Origin of the sequence: Sphingobacterium nematocida, assembly GCF_900168125.1 — a bacterium.
Classification (GTDB): Bacteria; Bacteroidota; Bacteroidia; order Sphingobacteriales; family Sphingobacteriaceae; genus Sphingobacterium; species Sphingobacterium nematocida.
This window is the reverse complement of sequence record NZ_FUZF01000019.1, coordinates 26,017-48,899: the sequence shown is the minus strand read 5'-3', so window position 1 is coordinate 48,899 and position 22,883 is coordinate 26,017. Positions and strand designations below refer to the sequence as shown.

The 22,883-nt window shown below is 38.7% G+C and carries 17 protein-coding genes; 10 read left to right on the top strand and 7 right to left on the bottom strand.

The genetic code is table 11. The features are described from left to right. The gene (locus B5X76_RS17535; RefSeq protein ID WP_079645161.1) at positions 1 to 627 is read right to left on the bottom strand and encodes an ABC transporter ATP-binding protein; all 627 of its coding nucleotides are present in this window, start codon (positions 625 to 627) and stop codon (positions 1 to 3) included. Positions 628 to 915: 288 nt separating this feature from the next. Here B5X76_RS17535 and B5X76_RS17530 point away from each other — a divergent pair, with 288 nt between their 5' ends. The 3 genes from B5X76_RS17530 (at position 916) to B5X76_RS17520 (ending at position 5,830) form a co-directional block, all read left to right on the top strand. Further along, a complete protein-coding gene (locus tag B5X76_RS17530) occupies positions 916 to 3,765 on the top strand; it encodes a TonB-dependent receptor (RefSeq protein WP_079645159.1) in 2,850 nt (949 codons plus the stop codon). Between the two features lie 102 nt (positions 3,766 to 3,867). Next, positions 3,868 to 5,046, top strand: a complete 1,179-nt coding sequence (locus B5X76_RS17525) for a hypothetical protein (RefSeq protein WP_079645157.1) — start codon at positions 3,868 to 3,870, stop codon at positions 5,044 to 5,046. Between the two features lie 88 nt (positions 5,047 to 5,134). After that, positions 5,135 to 5,830 carry a hypothetical protein gene (locus B5X76_RS17520; protein WP_079645155.1) on the top strand — a complete coding sequence of 232 codons (696 nt, stop codon included), beginning with the start codon at positions 5,135 to 5,137 and terminating at the stop codon, positions 5,828 to 5,830. Between the two features lie 931 nt (positions 5,831 to 6,761). Here the strand turns inward: B5X76_RS17520 and B5X76_RS21775 are convergent. Continuing rightward, a complete protein-coding gene (locus B5X76_RS21775; protein WP_139375373.1) occupies positions 6,762 to 6,968 on the bottom strand; it encodes a hypothetical protein in 207 nt (68 codons plus the stop codon). 303 nt (positions 6,969 to 7,271) lie between these two features. On the opposite strand from B5X76_RS21775, the gene B5X76_RS17515 reads away from it, so the two are divergent. Further along, positions 7,272 to 7,691 (top strand): hypothetical protein, encoded by a 420-nt coding sequence (locus B5X76_RS17515; protein ID WP_139375372.1) that lies wholly within the window; start codon positions 7,272 to 7,274, stop codon positions 7,689 to 7,691. A gap of 86 nt (positions 7,692 to 7,777) precedes the next feature. Here B5X76_RS17515 and B5X76_RS17510 read toward each other — a convergent pair whose 3' ends face one another. Beyond that, positions 7,778 to 8,971 (bottom strand): hypothetical protein, encoded by a 1,194-nt coding sequence (locus B5X76_RS17510; RefSeq protein ID WP_079645152.1) that lies wholly within the window; start codon positions 8,969 to 8,971, stop codon positions 7,778 to 7,780. A gap of 184 nt (positions 8,972 to 9,155) precedes the next feature. Here B5X76_RS17510 and B5X76_RS17505 point away from each other — a divergent pair, with 184 nt between their 5' ends. The 4 genes from B5X76_RS17505 to B5X76_RS17490 all read left to right on the top strand — a co-directional run bounded on the left by B5X76_RS17505 (position 9,156) and on the right by B5X76_RS17490 (position 13,055). Further along, positions 9,156 to 9,713, top strand: coding sequence for a hypothetical protein (locus B5X76_RS17505; RefSeq protein ID WP_079645150.1), 558 nt, complete (start codon positions 9,156 to 9,158; stop codon positions 9,711 to 9,713). 32 nt (positions 9,714 to 9,745) lie between these two features. Then, the gene (locus B5X76_RS17500; protein WP_079645148.1) at positions 9,746 to 11,524 is read left to right on the top strand and encodes a DNA polymerase III subunit gamma/tau; all 1,779 of its coding nucleotides are present in this window, start codon (positions 9,746 to 9,748) and stop codon (positions 11,522 to 11,524) included. 95 nt (positions 11,525 to 11,619) lie between these two features. Next, a complete protein-coding gene (rlmB, locus tag B5X76_RS17495) occupies positions 11,620 to 12,408 on the top strand; it encodes a 23S rRNA (guanosine(2251)-2'-O)-methyltransferase RlmB (RefSeq protein WP_079645146.1) in 789 nt (262 codons plus the stop codon). A gap of 44 nt (positions 12,409 to 12,452) precedes the next feature. Further along, the gene (locus tag B5X76_RS17490; RefSeq protein ID WP_079645145.1) at positions 12,453 to 13,055 is read left to right on the top strand and encodes an HPP family protein; all 603 of its coding nucleotides are present in this window, start codon (positions 12,453 to 12,455) and stop codon (positions 13,053 to 13,055) included. Between the two features lie 55 nt (positions 13,056 to 13,110). Here the strand turns inward: B5X76_RS17490 and B5X76_RS17485 are convergent, their stop codons facing one another. Further along, positions 13,111 to 14,967 (bottom strand): DEAD/DEAH box helicase, encoded by a 1,857-nt coding sequence (locus B5X76_RS17485; RefSeq protein WP_079645144.1) that lies wholly within the window; start codon positions 14,965 to 14,967, stop codon positions 13,111 to 13,113. Between the two features lie 218 nt (positions 14,968 to 15,185). Between B5X76_RS17485 and B5X76_RS17480 the strand changes: the two genes are divergently transcribed. Next, the gene (locus tag B5X76_RS17480) at positions 15,186 to 16,697 is read left to right on the top strand and encodes an amino acid permease (protein ID WP_079645143.1); all 1,512 of its coding nucleotides are present in this window, start codon (positions 15,186 to 15,188) and stop codon (positions 16,695 to 16,697) included. 53 nt (positions 16,698 to 16,750) lie between these two features. Here the strand turns inward: B5X76_RS17480 and B5X76_RS17475 are convergent, their stop codons facing one another. From B5X76_RS17475 to B5X76_RS17465, 3 genes are all read right to left on the bottom strand, one after another. Further along, positions 16,751 to 18,085, bottom strand: a complete 1,335-nt coding sequence (locus tag B5X76_RS17475; protein ID WP_079645142.1) for an OmpA family protein — start codon at positions 18,083 to 18,085, stop codon at positions 16,751 to 16,753. Between the two features lie 96 nt (positions 18,086 to 18,181). Continuing rightward, complete coding sequence (locus B5X76_RS17470; RefSeq protein WP_079645141.1) at positions 18,182 to 19,042, bottom strand: universal stress protein; 861 nt, start codon at positions 19,040 to 19,042, stop codon at positions 18,182 to 18,184. A gap of 13 nt (positions 19,043 to 19,055) precedes the next feature. Beyond that, the gene (locus B5X76_RS17465; protein ID WP_079645140.1) at positions 19,056 to 19,904 is read right to left on the bottom strand and encodes a universal stress protein; all 849 of its coding nucleotides are present in this window, start codon (positions 19,902 to 19,904) and stop codon (positions 19,056 to 19,058) included. 350 nt (positions 19,905 to 20,254) lie between these two features. Here B5X76_RS17465 and alaS point away from each other — a divergent pair, with 350 nt between their 5' ends. Continuing rightward, on the top strand, positions 20,255 to 22,867 hold the full coding sequence (alaS, locus tag B5X76_RS17460) for an alanine--tRNA ligase (RefSeq protein ID WP_079645139.1): 2,613 nt from the start codon (positions 20,255 to 20,257) through the stop codon (positions 22,865 to 22,867). Positions 22,868 to 22,883 lie beyond the last annotated feature (16 nt).

The following is a 22,883-nucleotide window of genomic DNA, read 5'->3' as shown; positions in this document are numbered from 1 at the left end:
TTATAATTGATAGGTATTGGAGAAGTTGTCCTTTATTCTTTTGTCATGGGTGGCTATCAGTAATGTTGCTCCAAAAGATGTAGCGGTATCCAATAACAGATCTAGTACATGCTTGGTATTGGTGTCATCCAGTGCGGCGGTAGGTTCGTCGGCAACGAGGAGTTTAGGGCCGTTGATTACAGCGCGAGCTATGGCGGCACGTTGTAGTTGCCCTCTACTCAATTGAGATGGATAGCTATCTGTTTTTTCTATCAATTGCAATTTATCTAAGATTGTTGCAATAGCTTTTTTGTCTACTGGTCTTTTTGCTAAGTGTTGCGCCAGTTCGATGTTCTCGCTGATAGTGAGGTTTTTTAAAAGATGTGCCTCTTGAAATATGAAACCGATGTTATCTGCCCGAAATCGATCAAGCTGACTTTCGCTCAATTGATAGATATCTTGTCCGTCGATAAAGACTTTCCCATTAAAGGGTTTCGATAGTCCACTTAGTAAATGAAGTAGGGTTGTTTTTCCTGTGCCCGAATCGCCCAACAAAAGGCTGTGTTGATGTTTCTCTATTTTGAAATCAGGAAACTGAAGTTCGTGCGAAGGGAAATATTTGAACGTAAGGTTTTCTGAACGTATCATGAATTTGTTATTCCTGCGGTGTAAAGTTTCAACCTTAAAGGTATCGGAAATTGCTTACAATAGAAAATCTTAATGAAATTATTACAGGATTAAGAGCCCTTCGCCTTAAAGAAAAATTAATGTGTTGTAAATAAATGTAGGTCTATTGGTGTGTTATGAGGTCTGTTTGCCGTTTATCGGGAGGTAGTTAATAATTAATTAACGCTAGATTGAGGTAAAGGTAATTTGTCGGTAACATTGAGTTAATATGCCCATTATACTTTTGTGTTAAATTAAAATTAATTCAAGTTGAAACTAAATTTAAACATTAAAAAGGCAGGTTTGCTAGTATTAGGTGTAGTAGCAGGCTCAGTTGTTTTCGCTCAAAAGACAGATACAAAAGGAAATGTCTTGGGAAAAGAAGCGAATAAAAAAGATACGGTCAATACATTGAACGCACAGCAAAAAAATAGCGCCTCGATATCAGATGGAGTTTCAGCAAGTTCATCTGTTTTCGGTATTCGCGGTAAGGTGATCGATGTGGAGACAATGAAACCTATTGCAGGGGTCAGTATTTCCCTGTCGGACAATAGTAAAGTGACTTCAACTAATGCCAACGGTGAATTTATTATCCCCGTAAACAAAAAAGGAGAATATAGTATTGTAAGTAGCTATTTAGGATATAACAAAGAGATCACGCCGGTAGTTTTGGAAGCTAAAAACTGGGAGATGGTCAGCGTTGTATTAGTTAATGAATCATCTACACTAGATGAAGTTGTCGTGACCAGAAGACGCGTACAAGCTAGTGAGTTTGCTTTATTAGAGGAACGTAAGAATTCCAATCTATTTGTAGAGAAGATAGGGGCGCAGGAGTTATCGCGTAAAGGGGTAAGCGATGCTGAAGGAGCATTGACAAAGATGAGTGGTGTTACAAAATCGGCTTCGGGAGCGAATGTGTTTGTCCGCGGATTGGGTGATCGGTATAATAGTACGACATTAAATGGATTGGCTTTGCCATCAGAGGATCCTTTAAATAAAAATATTTCTTTAGATTTTTTTGGAACAAATGTTATTCAAAGTGTTGGAGTAAATAAAACATTCAATCCGTTGCTTATTGCTGATGTCGCAGGGGCTAATATTGATATTGTTTCGAAGGAATTAAACGAAGACGCAAGTTTGGAGTTGAGCTTATCTTCAGGGATTAATACACAAGCTGTCAATGCTGATAATTTTAAAAGGGTTGATGGTACAAATTGGTTCGGTTCTTTAAATCAAAAGAAATCTCCGATTACAAGCTTAAGTAATTATGATTTTAGTAATAATTGGAATCCCAAAAACATGGAAACTCCAATTAACTCAAGTTTTTCTATCATAGGCGGAAAGAGATTCAGGATTGGCGAGAATAATCTGAATGTTCTACTTATTGGTAATATGACATCAGATTATAAGTATGCAGAGGGTATTATCCGCCAAACTACAAATGACGGCACCATTTCTTTGGATCAAAAGAGTACACTTTCAAATTATAATGTTTCAAAAACAGCTATGGCAAATCTGAAGTATTCGTTTGGAAAGCACTATTTGGCTTTTAATTCATTATACATAAATGATCAGAGTCAAGAGTTCGAAAGCAACATCGGTTATAAATTATTTGATGTAAAAGATAATGGCTATTTCAGACGAAGTCATGTAATTGATAATCATCTGTTGGTAAATCAATTGTTGTCGAAATTGGATCTTACAGATAGTTGGAAGTTAGACTTGGGACTGGGGTATAATGTAGTGAAAAGCGACGAGCCTGATCGTCGTACGTTAGAAATGCTAGATGTAGGTCAAACTGGTTCTTATCGTTTGTTTGATACATATAATTTTAACGAGCGTTACTTTTCTGATTTGAACGAGAATGGTCTTTCTGCAAAGGCTATTGCAACCTATAAATTCGTAAATGATAATGACTATGATCGTAAAATAGAATTTGGTTACAATGGTAATTTAACAAGTAGGGATTTTAATGCTGTTTTCTTTGGCCATAAGAGAGTTGGTTCAATGGAACTGGGAGGGATTGACATTGAGGACATGGATGGCATTTTTGGTCATAACCCTTTTAGCAAAGGAGAGTTTACATTATATACCGGTAGAGATACTGATTTAACACCTTACTGGTATAAAGGAACAAGAAATATTCACTCGGCTATTGTCTCCGGTACTTATCAATTTACAGAAAAGTTTACGGCATTATTAGGTCTAAGATATGATAACGTATTTCAGGAAATTACATACGATACCAATATTGGTAATTCTGATGTAGACGGTGATAACGAAATTAAGAAAAATTATGTTTTGCCAAGTGCTAACTTGAAGTATGAGTTAAACGAGAAGAGTAACTTGAGGGCTTCAGCTAGTATGAGTTATACATTGCCTCAGTTTATTGAAACTGCTTATTTCAAAAACACATATTCTACGGGATCTGTAATAGGTTACCAAGGCTTAAAACCCGTAGAGAATACAAATTTTGATATTAAATGGGAATTGTTTCCCTCTAAAGGTGAATTGTTATCTGTAGGAGCGTTTTATAAAAACTTGAAAAACCCTATTGCTCGTGTCGAAAGTAGTGGTAATGTGTTGACCTACCGAAATGTAGGTTCGTCCGCACAGGTAGCAGGAGTTGAAATTGAATTAAAGAAAAATTTATTGAGTACAACTACAGCGAATGGAGAGAATATATTGTCTGCAGGAGCAAATGTTTCATATCTGTACAGTAGTCAAAAATTAGAGAATCCTACGGCTAACTTCACAGAATTTAATGGAACTTCTAAATTGCAAGGTGCTTCTCCATTGTTGTTAAACGCAGATGTTAGTTACTTATTAAATGGAAGAAATTGGAATTGGACCTCAACAGTCGTATTAAACTATTTCAGTGATCGAGTTTTTGCAATAGGAACTCAAGGGTACAAAAATGTAATCGAGAAAAGTATACCGACATTAGATTTTATTTCGAATGTAGCGTTTAATAAGCGTTGGGGAGCAAATATAAAGGCTCGAAATATTTTGAACCCTGCGATTCGTTTAGAAAGAGAGTCAGATAAAGGAGAGAATATTACATTGAAGTCAATAAAAAGAGGAGCGGATTTTAGTGTCGGAGTATCTTATAAATTTTAATGATTTCTTAATCAGGATGTAACATTCTGTTCTTATAGTGGGGTTATATTTGAGGAATAAATAATAGAAGATTTAACAGAAAATAAACAATAATTAAATAAAATGAGAACAAAATTATTTGCAGTTTTAGCTGTTGCAGCTTTAGGTTTTACAGCTTGTTCAGACGACAAAAAAGAACCAGTTACACCGCAACCAGAAGGTTTAACAGAGCTAAAAGGTAACATAACTACTAATCAATCTGTAAAAGCTGGTACAATTACTTTAGACGGGGCTACTATTGTTCGCGAAGGGGCTACATTGACGATTCCTGCAGGTACTAAAATTGTAGCTAAAAATAACAGCTCTTATTTATTGGTAGAGAGAGGGGCTAAAATCATTGCAAAAGGTACTGCAGATAACCCAATTACATTTACATCGGCAACTGCTAAGTCTGGTGCTTGGGGAGGTTTAGTTATTAATGGTAAGGCTCCTTTATCAAGAGCAAATGCATCAGATCCAAGTTCATTCGGTACGGAAATCAATGATAATATTTTTTATGGAGGAAGTGATGTTGCCGACAATTCTGGAGAGTTAGATTATATTGTTTTAGAATATACAGGAGCAAATATCTCTGATGATAAAGAACATAATGGGTTAACGCTTAATGGTGTAGGTAATGGTACAAAAATATCAAATATCTATATTAAAGATGGTGCTGATGACGGAGTAGAGTTCTTTGGAGGTTCTGTAAACGTTACTAATTTGTTAGTAGTGAATTCAGAAGATGATATGTTTGACTTTACACAAGGTTACACAGGGACATTAAAAAATGCCTATGGTATCTGGACGGCAGCATTCTCTACTGATGAGGGAGACCCTCGCGGTGTAGAAGCGGATGGGAATCATGATGGTAACGGCTCCAACCATGTCGGACAGTCTGATTTCAAAATGGAAGATATTACTATTGTAAACAATGGTACTAAAAATAGAGGTTTGGATAAAGATGGCAAAACTGTTAATTTGATGGATGACTTTATCAAGGTTAGAAGAGGAGCTAAAGCTACCATTACAAATTTATTATTGAAAGCCCCTGCTGATAATCAATATGCTTTCTCTGATATCATTGATTTCACTGACGGTAAAGGTATCGGAAATCCAGCATCTACAATTACTTATTCATTTGAACCAGAATCAAAATTCAATGCTTCAAAAATTAAGGCAGAAGGTGCTACGGTAACTAAAAATGCAACGTCAAAAGGAGCCAACACCTCAGTGTTTGCTTGGACAAAGTTCACTTTTTAAAACTTAGCCGTACTAAGATAAAAACAAAAAGGCTGACTCCTAGAGTTAGCCTTTTTGTTTTTATCTTTAGCTATACTGAAGTCATATAATGAAAGATTCGATTAAACTCGTTTTACTCTTACTGCTTGTTAGCTTACAAGCTGGTAATGGTTATGCCCAAGCATTATCTATTTCCAAATACAAAAAGGAAGCACTCGTCACCGTACAAAGAGGATCAGCGATTTTTATGTTGAGTAGTAGGGGAGATCTGCTATACGTCACGACGAAGCTTGCATCCGATCTTGATTTTTTATACAATTTTGATGGACGTTTATCAAAAGTGGGGCACGTGGATATCTCTTACAATTTTGATGGAAAGTTGGTTCGTTTTGGTGAAATTAATGTTGACTATAATATGGATGGGAAGGTGAGAAAAATAGATGATGTATATATCGACTATAATTCAGATGAACAAATAAGACGGATTGGAGATAGGAGGGTCGATTATAACTTAAATAATAAGATACGTCGAATTGGAGATATTGAAATAGACTATGACATTCATGATCGTGTTCGGAGATTTGGAAGAGAAGATATAGAATACAATTTGGATGATAAGGTTCGGCAGTTTGGTAAGCAACGTGTGAGTTACGATATGAATGGACGAATTCGTGAAATTTGGGGGAGTCATTTTGATTATAATATCGATGGGTCACTCAGAGCTGTTAGAGGTAGTTCTAGAGATGAAAAGGAACCGAATGTTATGCTGTATTACAATATGGTTAGGCGACTAAATGGAGATTGATAGTTGGTATGACCGTGTCACGATATGCTGCCTAAGCCGTTTTCCATTGGGCTATTGTAGCTGGGATTGGTAAGTCGCCCGATGTCTTCATACATTCGATAGTGCGGCCCCGCATTATTGAAAGAAAAGGTTAAAGGGTTTTATAAACTCGGTTCACTAATGGTCGAACGCAATATACTAAATCTTATAGCGATAAGTGGTTAAGAGCTAGTTGTGTGGGTAGATGTGAATGCTCCATAGCCGTTTTATGAATAGGTTTAGTATAGTTTTTGGTAATAATCAAGGAATGCTATCAATGAATTGGTCAAAGTCCCTTCAAGTCCCCTTAAGTCGGCTCAAGTCCCCTCAACTCCATTATAGATTCGACTATGCTTCGATAATGCTCCGTGCCATCCTCGGGATTTCTTCGGGACTGCTTCGACTATCCTTTGCCAATTCTTCGACTAAGCTTTGTCACCAAGGCAAACGGTACTCGAACAATAAGCGAACAACAGGTGAGGATGTCCCAAGACAGTCTCGAACATGTTTCCTACTTCTCTTTAAGGGGCATGCAAGAACGACCGAAGGGCAAGGCACAAACCGGTACATAAAAAATGCCTCAGATGATACGGAATATCTACTTTATAATCGCTGTAACTCTTCTCTGTAAGACATACTTGCCCATCTTTTGCGGGGATGATTTTTACGATCTTATTTCGGCATTTTGAGGTGAGTAAGTTTATGTTTTTCTAACTTTTCAATTGCCTACTTTACGCAAAAAAAGGAAGAGAAATAGAGGAATCAAACAACAACTTGGTAATAAAAGCTGGGAAAAAGTGAATACTTCTCTGGAATGAGTGAATACATGTTGGTATTCAGTGACTACTTTTAGCAATAAGGTGACTGGTATTTGCTACAGAATGATACCTATTTGGCACAAAGTGGCTACCTTTTATTGAGTTGTGTACCTTTGTTGATGTAAGGTGGTCACTCTTTCTGTTTCAGTGTTTACGACTTCTGAAATAGTGCTCACTCTTTTAGGCGGAGTGACCACAATGTACGATTTAGTGATCACAAATTGTAGGCGACTGTTCACTTCTTGCTGCTCGGTGATTACAATATGCTTTGGAGTGGTTACTTCTTGGTATATTGTTGTCACTTTTTTTGGCGAGGGGGATACCTGTTTGAGTATAGTAATCACTTGTTTGGACAATGTGGTCGGTTATTGGTAGAAAGTGACCGCAGATTGATAGTCGGTGATCACTTTTTTATAAATTGTGATCACTTTTCGCTGGATAGTGATCCCTTGTTAGTATATAGTGGTAGCAGTATCACATAAAGTGGTCACTTTTTCTTGACGATTTAATTGATGTAGCAAACTGGAGAGTAGTTTCGTTTTAACTTGAAACATTAATCAAAAACCAAAGAATCCGCTATTTAGTGGATAAAAATCAAATTATATATGAAAAGATGTTCCCCGGTATTTGCCATTACGTTTATAGTATTATTCTGCTCTTGCAAGAAGTCAGATGTGACTTCGACAGATCCTTTTGAACTCGCTGGCACATGGAAATTAACAGAGATTTATGCAGACCCTGGAGATGGGTCAGGCAAGTTCAGAAAAATAGAAGGTAAAAAAATATTAGAGTTTACTAAAGAAGGCAAAGTTAAATCAACGAATGGTGATTTATGTTTAATCAATATAAACAGTAATGCTAATGAAAGTTCTAATTTTAAAATCAAAGAAATGTATGGTGGATTGAATAAAATTATTGTTGAAAAGTGTGAGACTGAAATATCTTTTGAAATTAAGTCGGATGAGCTAACCCTTTACTATAACTGTTTCGAAGGTTGTGGGGAAAAATTTAAGCGTGTAAATTAGGAAAGACATGGTATTACTGGCGAGCTGTCCGATTCGGTATAGCTCGGAAAGCTAGATTAAAGTAATAGAGTGTTGGCAAAGAAATCTTATCTCGGTTTGTAATGATACACGATCTCGTATTTTTCGTGTTTGTACTTATCGGCTACTTCGCCAATATTTAGGTTTTGTCCCTGAGGCGTAGGTTCACAAATGGAAAAATATTGCCCTTCGTACTTGATAGCCGTTCCTATTTTCTGTTCGAACTGTACTGCCATGGTAATATGAGTCGGATACAATATTGCTACCATAGGAAGGTTGTATAGCTCCTTGACTAAAAAGAAAAAGAGGGCAGCCCTGTCGTCGCAGTCGCTGTAGTTGTTTAAGAGAGTCTGTTCCGGAGATAGTCGTTTTTCTTTTCCAAAGTTGATATCATCATTCTCATACAGAAATGCGTATCGTGTAAAACGCATTAAGTAATCTACACCATCTTTCGTGAGCATTCCTTTTACGTTCTCTTTGAGTACCGGTATCAGTGATTGATAAGTCACTTGGGTTAGAGGAATGTTGAAATAGGTCTCGAAATCAACACCGGGGTAGTTTTTGAAAATACTAGAGATATTGTCATTCACTTTGATATCAAACTCGTAGACTTTGTCCTTATACTGAAAATTTACATTCTTGACTGCATAAGATGCATCTTTAAATTCGGGCATAGCGGCTATCTTGTAGCTAAAGTCTTTGGTAGCACCTGGTATAGTGATCGATACGGGGGTATACGCATCAGATTGCCTGAATAGTTTGCCATAATCATGGTAATTAAGGCAGGTAAACTGTTCTCCATCTAAAAGAAAGAATGGGATGTCCGATATGTCTTCTTTGTTTTTAATGTAGAAGATAATCTGATCATTTCCTACTGCCAATCTCGCATCATAGCCCGACTTGTTCATCAGATACCATTTGTATAAAGTGTAACGATGATAGTTTTCTGCTTTCGGACTGATCGATTCCGATACTTTTCGTACGAGCTGGTAGTACAGCCAGTCGTTTAAGTGTTTTTCAGTTTTAAAGGTTTCTAATTGACTGATAAGTCGGATGTAGTGACCTGAATCAATCGCGCTGTAAAACTCCAGAATAGATTTTTCAGTTGTCTTTCCTTGAATCTGAACCTGCGGGGTTTCTGATTTGTCAAAAACAAATGGTTCTTTGAAGAAATCTATAGTATCTAGTTGTTGCGCCCACAGTACATTGCTATAGGTAAGACCTATGCAAAATAACAGAATATAGCGAACAGTGGATTTCATTTATTAACATTTGCTTAATATAAAGTTAGTAAAAAAATAATATTAATTTTCGCGGCATTTGAACAAATAATTCTGCGTCTTGGCTTCGCGGATCAGAATATGTGTAGTAGATATCGGAGTTTTAAGACAGAAAGTCGAAAAAGTATCTTATATTGGGGTAATAGGTTAAGACTATGTTATTTTTATGAGAAAGGGCATTTTATTTCTGCTGCTAAGCATAATGATGAGCTGGGCAAATGCGCAGACTTCGAATTCTAAATCATTTATGGAAGCTTTTAAGCCGCACCTTGGTAAGTACTATGAGGGAACTATTGTCGCAGGAGGGAAGGAAGGTGACGGCTTTACGGGGCAACGTTTATTGATGCAGGTAATGAGTTGGGAGGATAGAACGGTAAAAGTGCCATTCTTTGTTGGGGAAGACAAATCCCGAACTTGGATATTTTCATGGAGTAATAATCGCGTCGAGTTGAAGCATGACCATCGAATGTCTGATGGTACACCGGATAAAGTAACTTATTACGGAGGTACCGCCCCCAACGAAGGACAGGCAGGTATGCAGATGTTTCCGGCAGATGCCGAGACAGAGCAGCTTATAGATTATGCAGCGTATAATGTATGGTGGGTGACTATTGATACCAAGAAATTTACGTACAATTTGAGGCGTATAGGTTCGGATCGCTTGTTTTCGGTCGAGTTTGATTTGACGAAGCCAGTTGTGTCGAATTTCAAACCTTGGAGATAGATTTTCAATTCTAATTCCATATCTTTGCAGTAATGGATAATTTCATTGTTTCAGCCCGTAAATATCGCCCAGTTACCTTCGACTCTGTAGTAGGACAATTGCATATTACAAATACGCTAAAGAATGCGATTCATAGTAATCAGCTGGCTCAGGCGTTTTTGTTTTGTGGTCCTAGGGGAGTAGGAAAGACGACCTGTGCACGTATATTAGCTAAAACAATAAACTGTGAAAATATCTCTTCCAATACAGAGGCATGTGGTGAATGTGAAAGCTGTAAATCCTTTGCAGGAGGTACTTCTTTTAGTATCCACGAACTGGATGCTGCTTCTAATAATTCGGTAGACGATATCCGTAACCTGATCGATCAGGTACGTATACCGCCACAGACAGGTAAATACAAGATTTACATCATTGATGAGGTTCATATGTTATCACAGGCGGCATTTAATGCTTTCTTGAAAACATTAGAAGAACCTCCTTCGTATGCTATTTTTATATTAGCTACGACAGAGAAGCATAAGATCCTTCCTACTATTCTGTCTCGGTGTCAGATTTTTGACTTTAATAGAATCCGTGTCGATGATATGGCAAGCCATCTGGGCTCAATAGCGACAAAGGAAGATATTACTTTTGAAATAGACGGTCTTCATGTTATTGCTCAAAAGGCTGATGGAGGGTTGCGCGATGCGCTATCCATGTTTGATCAGATTGTTAGTTTTTCAAACCGTAATCTGACTTATCAAGCGGTCATAGAGAATTTAAATATTCTAGACTACGATTATTATTTTAATATCGTCGACGCTATAGCTAAAGAGGACGCCGCTGAAACGCTATTGATCTTGGATAATGTGTTAAACCGTGGATTTGACGGTGGGCATTTTATCGCAGGGTTATCGGGGCATTTTAGGAATTTATTGATCACAAAAGAACCAAAGACCTTAAAGTTGTTGGAGGTAAGTGATAATATCAAAAAGAAATACCTTGAACAGTCTTCTTCACTTAGTTCTGGATTGCTTCTGTCAGCTCTGAACATTGCCAATCAATGTGAGATTAGTTATAAAAGTAGCAAGAACCAACGACTACAGGTTGAATTGGCTCTATTGAAGATGTGCCACCTAGCCGCCGCTATACAGCTCGGAATAAATGGTGTATCGACTCAGGTCGATCAAAAAAAAAAACAACCTGAGCCAGTAAAATCACAAGTACAATCGACTGCAAATGTACCTAGTCCTGTTGCTCCTGTGGTGAATACACCACAGGCAGTAGAGACTCCCAAACCATCTACGCCAGTAACTAAACCTGTCGTCGAGGAAAAGAAAAGTTTTGCATCCGGAAAAGGCTGGGGAAATTTTAAGTCGGCTGTAGAGGTACCTAACTTGAATACTGTCTTTGAAGAAAAAGCAGTTGACGAAGAGCAGGAGAATGACCTTGTGCAGGGAACTGAGTTTAGGGAGGTAAACTTTAATACGTTCATCGGAAAATGGAATGAGTTGGCTGAAAAAATGAAAGCCAATAATCGTATTACCATTTATACATTGATGACATCGACACCTCCAAGACTGAAGGAAAATATTATTGAGATCGATGTAGAGAATGCTATTCAAAGTGATCAACTTCGTGAAGGTAAGATCGATATGCTGAATTACTTGCGTCCGGAGCTTCAAAACTTCTCCTTGGATATTGTGACCATTCAATTGGAACAATCCGTAATCCGTAAAGCCTATACCGCCCAAGAAAAATATCAGGTAATGGCTACCAAAAATCCTGCCCTGGAAGTATTGAGAAAGACTTTTAATCTAGGGCTTAGTTAAGTAATATTCTTGCCATTCGATTGGAATGGTTTTTAATTTTTAATTTTGGTTTTTTAACCGAGCTTTAGCGAGCTCATCTTCAGATACTTTAAAACATGCAAAATAATTTCCAACGTCACGATAGGGGCGAAAAAAGAGAGACTAACCAAATGGTTTTTGGTATTCGTGCAGTAATCGAAGCGATTGACAGTGGAAAGGAAATAGAATCTCTTTTTATACAACGCGGAATCAGCGGAAGCCTCTTCCTCGAATTGAAATCCATATTGAAAGAGCACGGTTTAGGTTATCAACAGGTTCCGATCGAGAAGTTGAATAGAATAACCAGAAAGAATCATCAAGGGGTGATCGCTGTCATATCACCGATAGTATATCATAATATAGAAGATTTGTTGCCACAGATTTATGAGAGAGGAGAGACTCCTTTGTTATTGATGTTGGATGGTGTGACAGATGTTCGTAATATGGGGGCCATTGCACGGACAGCGGAATGTGCCGGTGTACATGCTATTATTGTACCCAAAAAGGGATCTGCTGAAATCAATCCCGACGCGATTAAGACATCTGCTGGAGCGCTATACAAAATACCTGTCTGCAGACAAGACTCATTGGGTAAAACCGGACGTTTTTTAATTGAATCGGGAATACAATTGGTCGTCAGTACAGAAAAAACTAAAGACTCTGTGTATGATGTTGATTATAGTGGGCCTACCTGTATCATTATGGGGGCTGAAGACGTTGGTGTGTCGGACGAATTAATCCGGATTTCAGATAAGCTTGCTAAGATCCCGATGTTTGGGGAGATTGGTTCGTTGAATGTTTCGGTATCGGCAGCAGTCGTTATTTATGAGGCTATACGTCAAAGAGAGTTAGGGAATAAAGGTTAGAATGTAAATTTGCGAATTCGCTAATACGCAATGCTAAACAATAGATGTTAAAAAGGAAGATAGAGCGGCAGTTTAGAAAATACCGATATGTCATGTATCGGGAGACACTGATTGATCATCGTGAACATTTCTGGTCTTTTGTAGGTGCATTCGTTGGAATTGGAATCATTGCATATATTCAGTCTTTGCATTTGCCATCGTTGGAAAATGTTTTTTTAATTGGTTCTTTTGGTGCATCCAGTGTTTTGGTGTATGGAGCGATCCAAAGTCCATTGGCTCAACCGCGTAATTTGATAGGAGGGCATGTGGTGTCGGCGCTGGTTGGAGTTACAGTGGCCACATTGGCTCCGGATATCATTTGGCTGACAGCTCCATTGGCTGTTGCCTTTTCTATAGTCTTCATGCAGATTACACGCACATTGCATCCTCCAGGAGGAGCGACTGCATTAATAGCAGTTTCTGGAGGCACGAAAATAGCTTCTCTAGGTTATTGGTATGTGTTGAGCCCAGTATTTACAGGTGCTTTAATCCTTTTTTTAGTAGCATTACTGTTTAATAATATTACTAAAAATAGACACTATCCCGTAAAGGGATCCCGGTTAAGAAGGTCACGTAGGGAACATTTGAAAAGACGGTTTAGTCGTTAATAAAAAAAGCCTCATCATTAGATGAGGCTTTTTTTATTAACGATAATCCTAAAGATTAATATTTACCTTTTGATTCACGACGTTTGCCAGAGAAATCACGGAATCCGCCACCGCTGTTTCCACCGCGATCACCTCTTCCACTACCACTACCGTAACCACCGCTGCTGCGACGATCACCGCCACCATATCCTCCACGCTCTCTTCTGTCACTACCGCCGCCGCCGTAGCCACCGCGACGCTCTCCACCTCTTGAGCGACCACCTCTATCCGATTGGCTATCGCCTGAGACTTCGATGCGTACTTGACGACCATTGAAATCAACAGCTTTGAATCCTTCAAATACCTTATTTACTTCTTCGTCTTGAACTTCGAAGAATGTAAATACTCCTTTCATATCAATCTTGCCGATTGATTTTCCAGAGATCTTAGCATTGTTACAGATGAATCCTAACATGTCTCCACGAGAGAACTCGTCAACAGCACCCAAGTTCATAAATAAACGGGTGTATCCTTTTGATCCTGTACGCGGGCCACGTTCTCCGCGCTCACCACGGTCACGGTCTCTTCCGTCTCTACTCTCGCGAGCATCGATGTTTAGATCAGGTGCGTTGTTGTAGTATTCTAGGAATCGATTAAACTCTAATGAAGCAAATCTTTTTACGATATCTTCTTTTGATAACGATTCAAAACCTTCCATAATAGCTGGTAAGAATTGATTGATTTGTGCTTCATTTACCTCAACATTCTGAACTTTGTTGATGATTGTCAAAAGTTGTTTTTCTACAACTTCTGGACCTTGAGGTACCTGTTTGCGTTCGAAAGTTTTTCCGATTACTTTTTCAAGTTGACGGATTTTACTTTGTTCTTTGATGTTAATCAAAGATATCGAAATACCTGTTTTACCTGCGCGAGCTGTACGACCAGAACGGTGTGTATAGTTCTCGATTTCGTCAGGTAAAGAGAAGTTGATAACATGCGTAATGTTGTTTACATCTATACCACGCGCTGCAACATCAGTAGCAATCAATAACTGTAAGCTGCGGTCACGGTAACGTTTCATTACCTTGTCACGTTGTTGTTGAGATAAATCCCCGTGTAGTGAATCCGCGTTGTATCCATCCTTGATTAAAGCTTCAGCAATTTCTTGCGTCTCGATTTTAGTACGACAGAATACAATACCGAAAATTTCAGGATTGGAATCCACGATGCGCTTAAAAGCTGCGTATTTATCTTTTGCTCTGATCAGGTAGTAATGATGCTCAATGTTTGCATTACCTGTGTTTTTCGTTCCGACAGTCATTTCTACCGGATCTGTCATATAGTTTTGAGCTATACGACGCACTTCTTTTGGCATGGTTGCTGAAAATAACCATGTTTTTTTGTCATCTGGTGTCTCCGACAAAATGTTGTTAATGTCTTCTTTGAAGCCCATATTCAACATCTCATCCGCTTCATCCAATACAACATATTTTACTTGCGAAAAATCAATCGCATTTCTGCCAATGATATCCAACATACGACCTGGAGTCGCCACTACAATTTGCACACCACGTCTGATCTGACGTAATTGATCAGAGATGTTTGCACCTCCGTATACAGCTACAACATGTACGTTGTCGATGTATTTTGCAAATTTTTCTAAATCTTTAGAGATTTGTAAACAGAGCTCACGCGTTGGACAAAGTACCAAGGCTTGCGGTTGTTTTTGAGAAAAGTCTAATTGCTCTAATAATGGAAGACCAAATGCCGCTGTCTTACCTGTGCCGGTTTGGGCTAATCCGACAAAATCGTCGTTGCCAGTCAATAATACAGGAATGGCTTTTTCCTGAATTTCAGAAGGTTTTTCGAAACCTAATTCTGAGATGGCATTAACAACTTCCTCACGGATTCCCAGTTCTAAAAATGGGTTCATGAAATAAATTATACAATAGGCACTATTGCCTAAGGCGCTGCAAAGGTACAACTAATAATTGATAAATCCTAGTGTGTAATTGATTGAAATTTAATGAGCTGTCCTTTTTTGTGTTGATGTAAGCGAATCTTCCTGTTAAATATAAAATGATAAAGGTGTATTGAAAATAGCCGATTTTTTTTTAGGTTTGGATTAATATTAAACTAACTTACTAAATTATGTGGTATAAAAAATCAATAGCCAAACTGGTCGCTGAATCTGAGCAAAGCGGGGAGGGAACTTTAAAAAGAACGCTATCTAGTTCAGGGCTCGTCGCTTTGGGGGTTGGTGCAATAATTGGTGCAGGCTTATTTTCGCTAACCGGCATTGCAGCAGCAGAGAATGCAGGACCTGCGGTGATGCTCTCTTTTATTATCGCTGCCGTTGGTTGTGCCTTCGCTGGGTTATGCTATGCGGAGTTCGCCTCCATGATTCCTGTTGCTGGTAGTGCTTATACTTACTCTTATGCTACGATGGGAGAGTTTATGGCATGGATTATCGGTTGGGATCTGGTGTTGGAGTACGCTTTAGCTGGAGCTACCGTTGCTGCCAGTTGGTCTCAGTATTTTAACGAATTACTCAAGATATTTGGGATGGCTCTACCCAATGAATTACTGTATTCTCCTTGGGTAGAACATCATTTGGCAGACGGGACAGTCTTTTCTGGTGGTATTGTTAATCTGCCTGCGATAATCATCGTCTGTCTTTTGTCTTTGCTTTTGATTCGGGGTACACAAGAGTCTTCGATGGTAAATAATGTTTTGGTGGTATTGAAGGTAGCCGTTGTTGTGTTGTTTATTGCTCTAGGATGGCAATTTATCGATCCTGCAAATCATACTCCTTTTATTCCTGTGAATGAAGGGGAGGAGTTATTAAAAGAAGGGAAGATAGGAGTCTTTGATTTTTTCAAAGAAGGGTATTTTGGTCATTTCGGGATATCGGGGGTATTGCGTGCTGCTGGAGTTCTGTTTTTCGCTTTTGTTGGTTTTGATGCGGTAAGTACAGCCGCTCAGGAAGCAATTAATCCGAAAAAGGGAATGCCTATCGGGATTATCGGCTCCCTAGTCATCTGTACATTACTGTACGTGTTATTTTCTTATGTGATGACAGGGTTGGCTCATTATACAGACTTTAAAGGGGATGCGAAGCCTGTTGCAACAGCTTTTGCAAAAACAGGATATACATTTTTAAATACTGCGATGATTGTAACTATCATTGCGGGATATACATCTGTTATTCTCGTTATGCTTTTGGGACAGAGTAGAGTGTTCTATTCTATGAGTAAAGATGGTTTATTGCCAAAGGTATTTTCAGACCTTTCTAAACGGCAGACACCTTGGAAGACTAATCTTATTTTTATGGTTTTTGTTAGTTTATTTGCGGGATTTGTGCCGGTAGCTGAATTGGGACATATGGTAAGTATTGGGACATTATTTGCCTTTACGCTGGTGTGTATAGGTGTTATTGTGATGCGTAAACGTAATCCACATGTGGATCGACCATTTAAGACACCATTGGTACCTTTAATTCCAATTCTAGGTATAATTGTGTGCGTGTTGATGATGGCTTCCTTGCCGTTAGAAAGCTGGGAGCGTTTAGGTATATGGATGTTGATAGGCGTTGTTATATATTTTATATATGGCAAAAGGCATTCTGTTTTACGGAAAGAGATTGAGTCAGGAAAAGAGTAAAAGAAAAGAGGGAGCTTATAAAGCTCCCTCTTTTCTTTTACTCTTTTATGCTGTTAGAATAACGTGAATTCTACACGACGGTTTTGTTGACGTCCTTCAGCTGTAGCATTGGTTGCGATCGGTTGGTTAGGACCGTAACCTACAGCTTCAATACGTGAAGCATTTGCGCCTTTGGATACCAAGTAGGCTTTTACCGATTCAGCACGTTCTTTAGAAAGGCGTAAGTTGGTCTGTAAAGAACCTGTATTATCGGTGTGACCTGCTAATTTTAAACTGAAGTTCTTTTCGATTAATAAAGAAGCTACGCGATTTAAGGAAGCGTGAGATGTAGAACGGATTGTTGCCTTACCTAAGTCAAACTCTAGGTTTTTGATCGCTTCATCAACAACCTTTTTGTCTTCTTCGGTAACGATGATCTTTTCGATTACCTTAGTTTCATTTTTCATCTCTGGCAATGGACATCCCGCACCATCAACTTTTACTCCTGCAGGTGTGTTCGGGCATTTGTCAAATTTATTGGCTACGCCATCACCATCATCATCCCTTAGGTCCGCAGAAAGTTCATCTAGTTTTAGTTTTAACTGCGCATTTGAAGCTGCTAGAGCATCTTTCTCTGCCTTTAAAGCATCGTACTTTTTGTTTGAATCATTTACAAGTGTCGCTACAGGATTGCTCTGCGCTAAAAATGGTTTTTCTCTTCCGCCAAGAGCGATCTCGATACCTGCATGCATGTAAGTGAACAGGTCCTCTTTGATAGATCCTGAAACGATACCATTGAAATCTTTGTTAGCCCAATTTAATTGGTAACCAAGGTCTAGATTAATACCTTTTGCAACGGCAAATTTTAACCCTGCATCTATAGGTACGTATAATTTTGTTTTAGAATCTGCTGTATTGCTTGCGGAGCCAACAAAAGTTGTTGTTTCGTAGTTTAAAGCTCCTAAACCTATAGCGGCATAAGGTTTAATGATGTTGTTCAGAAACATCCAATCCGTGTTTGCCATAGTCCACTCTGCAGATAATGCTGCTGACCAAGGTGTCTTTGTCTCAAACTTGGAGATTTGACTGCTCGATGCAATCTCATTAGTCCCACCAACTTTACCACCTAGATATTGGGCTTTTAAGCCAAAAGATGGGGAGATATGTTTCTTAATGTAAACGCTGTATCCTACATTGTTGTCCATTTTATCAAATCCTTCACGGTTGAAATGGAATAGGTTGGTCTGGTTTAGAAGACCTGCATTTACACCTACAGACCATGTTTTGTAGGCGGATGAACCTGCAAATGGAGTCGAGCTAGAGTTGTTGGAGCTCTGTCCGTAAGATGTGCTACTGATTAATCCAGCTGCGATAACCAATGATAAATTGCGTAAATTTTTAATTTCCATATTTAATTTTTAAAAGATGATCGGGCAAAACTACTGCTTTGTCACATACAAAGAACAAATCGCTACTTTTAAAATAGCGACATTGTGGATTGAAATCTACAAAGTAGTGGAGCGGGCGAAGAATTTTGGAATTTGGATCTGATAAGCCATCCGTTTAACGATGTTTTCTTCAACTATTTTTCTTAAAAAACCTTTTTTGCTCTTGGTGACGAGTAGAACATCCAATAGCTCATCTGCAATTACAGAATCTATCGCTGATGAAATGTCTTCTTTGTATTGGATAAAGAATGCTTGGGCTTTGATTATATAAGAGATGTTGTCAATACCTGTTTCAGCAATGACGCGCTCAATAAACTGATCGAATTTGACGTCAAGATTTTTGATGCTATCATCGGAGGAGTTGATATGGATTAATATCAGCTCGAAATCTGTACCATAAAGTGCCGTTGCTTGTTTTAGAACGGCAATCTCGCCATCCTTGAAATTACACAATAGTCCTATTTTGTCAGTTTTATATTTCTTTTCCTGAAATGGTATGGCTAATACAGGAGTGTTCGTGTTGAGAAACACGTCGAACATGTTGGAGCCGATCAGCATAGCATCTAGTCCAGAAGAACCTTTGGTCCCCATGATGATGGCGTCATAGGCTTCAGGAGTGACTAGCTTCCCTATTTCCTCATAAAGGTTGCCATCAGTAAAGATACTGCTCACCAGAATATCTGGTTCGTTCTCGTTTAATTCAGTGATTAGTTTTTCCATCTCTCTCTTGGCAGAGCCCACTCTTGGATCGACAAGATTTATGTCCTCTGTCGCATTGTGGTATATGTTGCTGTGGTCAGTAAAAACATGGATTAACACGAGATCGTGTTTCGTTATTTTAGAAAGCTGACGTGCATAGTCAATCGCTTTATTCGAATATTCTGAAAAGTCTACTGGGATAAGTATTTTTTTTACCATGGTATCTGCGTATTTAATTATTGTCAAAAAAAGTAGGACGTTCTAAATCAAGTACGATTTCTTTAGAAACCGATGTTCTGAAAAGTCGCTCAAAGAACGACTTTCTTGTTTTAGTAACAACAAGCATATCATAGTTGTTTTCTTTAATGATATGATTGATGACCTCAGGGATGCTGTCTAGATTTTCGTCTTGGATGTGTATAGGTTGAGCCAAACTCCGTACGTTTTCAGTGCCATCGAGATTTTTGATATTAAATGACCATGTGTCTAGATGTTGCTCAATTTCGCTTGCATCTTTTGAGTCTCTAAAAACGTGGATAATATCCAAGTTCTCGATCGGGGCTACTAATGTGAGGTATTCTTTTAACGTGTCTAATTCCTCCGCCTTGAAATTAGTTAGCATTCCTACATTCTGTAAAGCGAAGCTATCTGTATTATTTGGTATTGCAATCACGGGCACTTTTGCTCTGGTCGTAATACTACTTGTGTTGCTTCCCCATACGATGGATTTTCCTTTTCCAGTGCCGGTAGTGCCCATTACTATTAACGCATATTGAGGAGCCACAGCGATGGTCGGTAGAACTTCTGCTATAAGGCCACTAGTGCAGGTGGTTTCAAACCTCAGCAAAGGATACTCTTTTTGTAAGCTCTCTTTTAGTTCTAGTATCAATACGTCTGCTTTCAACAAAGGGATGTTGGTTTCATTATTTTCCTTTTCTTCCTCAAAAAGAGCAGAGTTAGACGTGTAACAATGGAAAAGATGAATGGCATAATTGTTTTGAACCGCGAGCTTACACGCGTATTTTGTCGCGGTTAAAGCGTTGTCTGAAAAGTCTGTAGGGACTATTATTTTCTTTATCATATTTCTGCTAACTATCTACATCGTAAGAAAGAATAAATTTACTAATATAAATTGACTTTTTAGTGATTAGGGTTAGTTTTAAAAGAGATATTAATCACATCTGACAAAATGCAATACCATTGAAATAGGGTGTATCTTTTGTTGTGGTCTATTGTAGTTAAAGCGTTTTGTTGTTTTGATGTCAAGCTACATATGCACTAAAAAAATCAATTGTAATAGCGCTCTATTTTGAGTAAATTTGGCGGTTTATAAAATAAAGTTACAATGGTGACAGAGGTTACGACGGTTATGAAATACACCTTCATCACTTACATCACTTTTATAACTACTATAACTTTAAAATAAATTTCATGACCAGTAGAGAAATACGCGAGGCGTTTTTAGAATTTTTCAAAAATAGATCACATCATATCGTTCCATCAGCACCTGTAGTGGTGAAAAATGACCCCACATTAATGTTTACTAATGCTGGAATGAATCAGTTTAAAGATTTGTTTTTAGGAGAGGCTGTCGTTAAATATTCGCGAATAGCGGATACGCAACGCTGTTTGCGGGTGTCTGGTAAACATAATGATTTGGAGGAAGTGGGAATCGATACGTACCACCATACCTTATTTGAAATGTTGGGGAATTGGTCTTTTGGGGATTATTTCAAGAAAGATGCTATTGCTTGGGCTTGGGAACTGTTTACAACGGTATATAAACTTGATAAGGATAGATTGTATGTTACCATTTTTGAAGGGGATGATTCTGAAGGGTTGATCCGCGATCAAGAAGCTTATGATTTTTGGAAAGAATTTATTGCTGAAGATCGGATCTTATTGGGGAATAAAAAGGATAATTTTTGGGAAATGGGGGATATGGGGCCTTGTGGACCTTGTTCAGAAATCCATTATGATATGCGGACGGACGAAGAACGTGCTCGTCAAAAGGGACAGGAACTCGTTAATGCCGATCACCCTCAGGTAATTGAGGTCTGGAATCTGGTTTTTATGCAGTTCAACCGTTTAAAGAACGGAACATTAGAACCGCTTCCTGCAAAACATGTGGATACTGGAATGGGATTCGAACGATTGGTGCGTGCTATCCAGGGCAAAACTTCCAACTATGATACCGACGTATTCCAACCGTTGATTTCTTTTATTGCAGAGAAATCAGGGATCGCTTATGGTGCGGATGAAAAAACAGACATTGCTATGCGGGTGTTGTCTGACCATATCCGGGCTGTGAGTTTTGCAATTGCAGATGGACAGTTGCCTTCAAATAATAAAGCAGGATATGTTATTCGTAGAATTCTGAGAAGAGCGGTGCGTTATGCGTATACGTTCCTTAATTTTAAGCAACCATTTTTTCACGAACTGGTGCCTGTTTTGGCTGCGCAATTTAAGGGTGTCTTTGACGAGTTGTACCAACAACAAGACTTCGTAGAAAAAGTAGTGCTAGAGGAAGAGGTTTCATTTTTACGGACTTTGACAACGGGTATACAGCGTTTTGAAAATTATACCGAAGGTCATCAGGTTATAGATGGTGAGTTTGCTTTTGAACTATTTGATACCTATGGTTTTCCAATTGACTTGACTGAGCTCTTGGCACGGGAGAAAGGACTGACTGTCGATATGGAAGCGTTTGACAAGGCTTTGCAAATTCAAAAAGAAAGGTCAAGAGCGGCTACCGTTATAGATACCGGCGACTGGGTTGTAGTAAATGAAGGGGATGATGTTGAATTTGTTGGGTATGACAGTTTGCAGGCTAATACTGAAATTTTAAAATATCGTAAGGTTAGTGCTAAAGGGAAAGATCAGTTTCAGTTGGTGTTGTCTGTTACGCCATTCTACGCAGAGGGGGGAGGTCAAGTTGGAGATTCAGGACTTTTAATTTCAGTTCGTGGGGAGAAAATAAAAGTAACCGATACTAAGAAAGAGAATGGACTTATTGTGCATTTTGTAGATCAGCTTCCTGAGGAAATAGATGCAACTTTCGAGGCTAGAGTTGACGTTGCTAAGCGTATTGATACAGAAAGCAATCACTCGGCTACTCACTTGTTGCACGCTGCATTGAAAGAAGTTTTGGGTGATCACGTAAATCAAAAAGGATCATTGGTGTCCGCAGATATTTTGAGATTCGATATTTCGCATTTTGCGAAAATGACTTATGAGGAAATAAAAGCGGTTGAGGATATTGTAAATGCTAAAATCCGTGCTAATATTTCGTTGAAGGAAGAACGAGAAGTACCGTATCAACAGGCCGTTAATTCTGGTGTTACAGCTCTTTTTGGCGAGAAGTATGGCGACTATGTGCGTGTTATAACTTTTGATGACCAGTACTCCAAAGAGCTTTGTGGGGGTACGCACGTGAAGGCAACAGGTCAGATTGGGTTCTTTAAAATTGTTTCGGAGTCTGCGGTAGCTGCAGGTGTCAGAAGGATAGAAGCTATTACAGGTACAAAAGCTGCTGCTGTTATCCGGGAGCACTTTGAGCTTTTCCAACATATGAAGGAAATCTTAAACAATCCTAAAGATTTTGTGTCTGCAGTAACCAAGATTATGGAAGAGAACGGCTCATTGAAAAAGGAAATTGATAATTTCTTAAAGGAACGCTCACTATCTCTGAAGAATGAATTGAATGAAAAATTAGAGGTCGTAAATGGTATTAACTTTTTGGCTACGCAGGTAGATCTGCCTAGTGCTGACGCGGTTAAGACATTAGCATACGCATTGAAGGGAGCAATGAACAACCTCTTCTTAGTCTTAGGGGCGAATATTGATGGTAAGCCTAGCTTGACTGTTGTTGTGTCTGAAGAGTTAGTGAAAGAAAGGGGCTTGAATGCAGGTGCCATCGTGCGCGATCTGGCAAAAGATATCCAAGGCGGCGGAGGCGGACAGCCTTTCTTCGCAACTGCCGGAGGGAAGGATACAAATGGTTTAGCAAATGCTATAGCACGTGCTAAGGATTTTATCGTTTAATGTTTTAGTATATCGT

What these genes read in the sequence shown, in the direction of transcription:
- B5X76_RS17535 (WP_079645161.1), bottom strand. Translation starts at nt 627, where the DNA reads ATGATACGTTCAGAAAACCTTACGTTCAAATATTTCCCTTCGCACGAA.
- B5X76_RS17525 (WP_079645157.1), top strand. Translation starts at nt 3,868, where the DNA reads ATGAGAACAAAATTATTTGCAGTTTTAGCTGTTGCAGCTTTAGGTTTT.
- B5X76_RS17520 (WP_079645155.1), top strand. Translation starts at nt 5,135, where the DNA reads ATGAAAGATTCGATTAAACTCGTTTTACTCTTACTGCTTGTTAGCTTA.
- B5X76_RS17515 (WP_139375372.1), top strand. Translation starts at nt 7,272, where the DNA reads ATGAAAAGATGTTCCCCGGTATTTGCCATTACGTTTATAGTATTATTC.
- B5X76_RS17510 (WP_079645152.1), bottom strand. Translation starts at nt 8,971, where the DNA reads ATGAAATCCACTGTTCGCTATATTCTGTTATTTTGCATAGGTCTTACC.
- B5X76_RS17505 (WP_079645150.1), top strand. Translation starts at nt 9,156, where the DNA reads ATGAGAAAGGGCATTTTATTTCTGCTGCTAAGCATAATGATGAGCTGG.
- B5X76_RS17500 (WP_079645148.1), top strand. Translation starts at nt 9,746, where the DNA reads ATGGATAATTTCATTGTTTCAGCCCGTAAATATCGCCCAGTTACCTTC.
- rlmB (WP_079645146.1), top strand. Translation starts at nt 11,620, where the DNA reads ATGCAAAATAATTTCCAACGTCACGATAGGGGCGAAAAAAGAGAGACT.
- B5X76_RS17490 (WP_079645145.1), top strand. Translation starts at nt 12,453, where the DNA reads ATGTTAAAAAGGAAGATAGAGCGGCAGTTTAGAAAATACCGATATGTC.
- B5X76_RS17485 (WP_079645144.1), bottom strand. Translation starts at nt 14,967, where the DNA reads ATGAACCCATTTTTAGAACTGGGAATCCGTGAGGAAGTTGTTAATGCC.
- B5X76_RS17480 (WP_079645143.1), top strand. Translation starts at nt 15,186, where the DNA reads ATGTGGTATAAAAAATCAATAGCCAAACTGGTCGCTGAATCTGAGCAA.
- B5X76_RS17475 (WP_079645142.1), bottom strand. Translation starts at nt 18,085, where the DNA reads ATGGAAATTAAAAATTTACGCAATTTATCATTGGTTATCGCAGCTGGA.
- B5X76_RS17470 (WP_079645141.1), bottom strand. Translation starts at nt 19,042, where the DNA reads ATGGTAAAAAAAATACTTATCCCAGTAGACTTTTCAGAATATTCGAAT.
- B5X76_RS17465 (WP_079645140.1), bottom strand. Translation starts at nt 19,904, where the DNA reads ATGATAAAGAAAATAATAGTCCCTACAGACTTTTCAGACAACGCTTTA.
- alaS (WP_079645139.1), top strand. Translation starts at nt 20,255, where the DNA reads ATGACCAGTAGAGAAATACGCGAGGCGTTTTTAGAATTTTTCAAAAAT.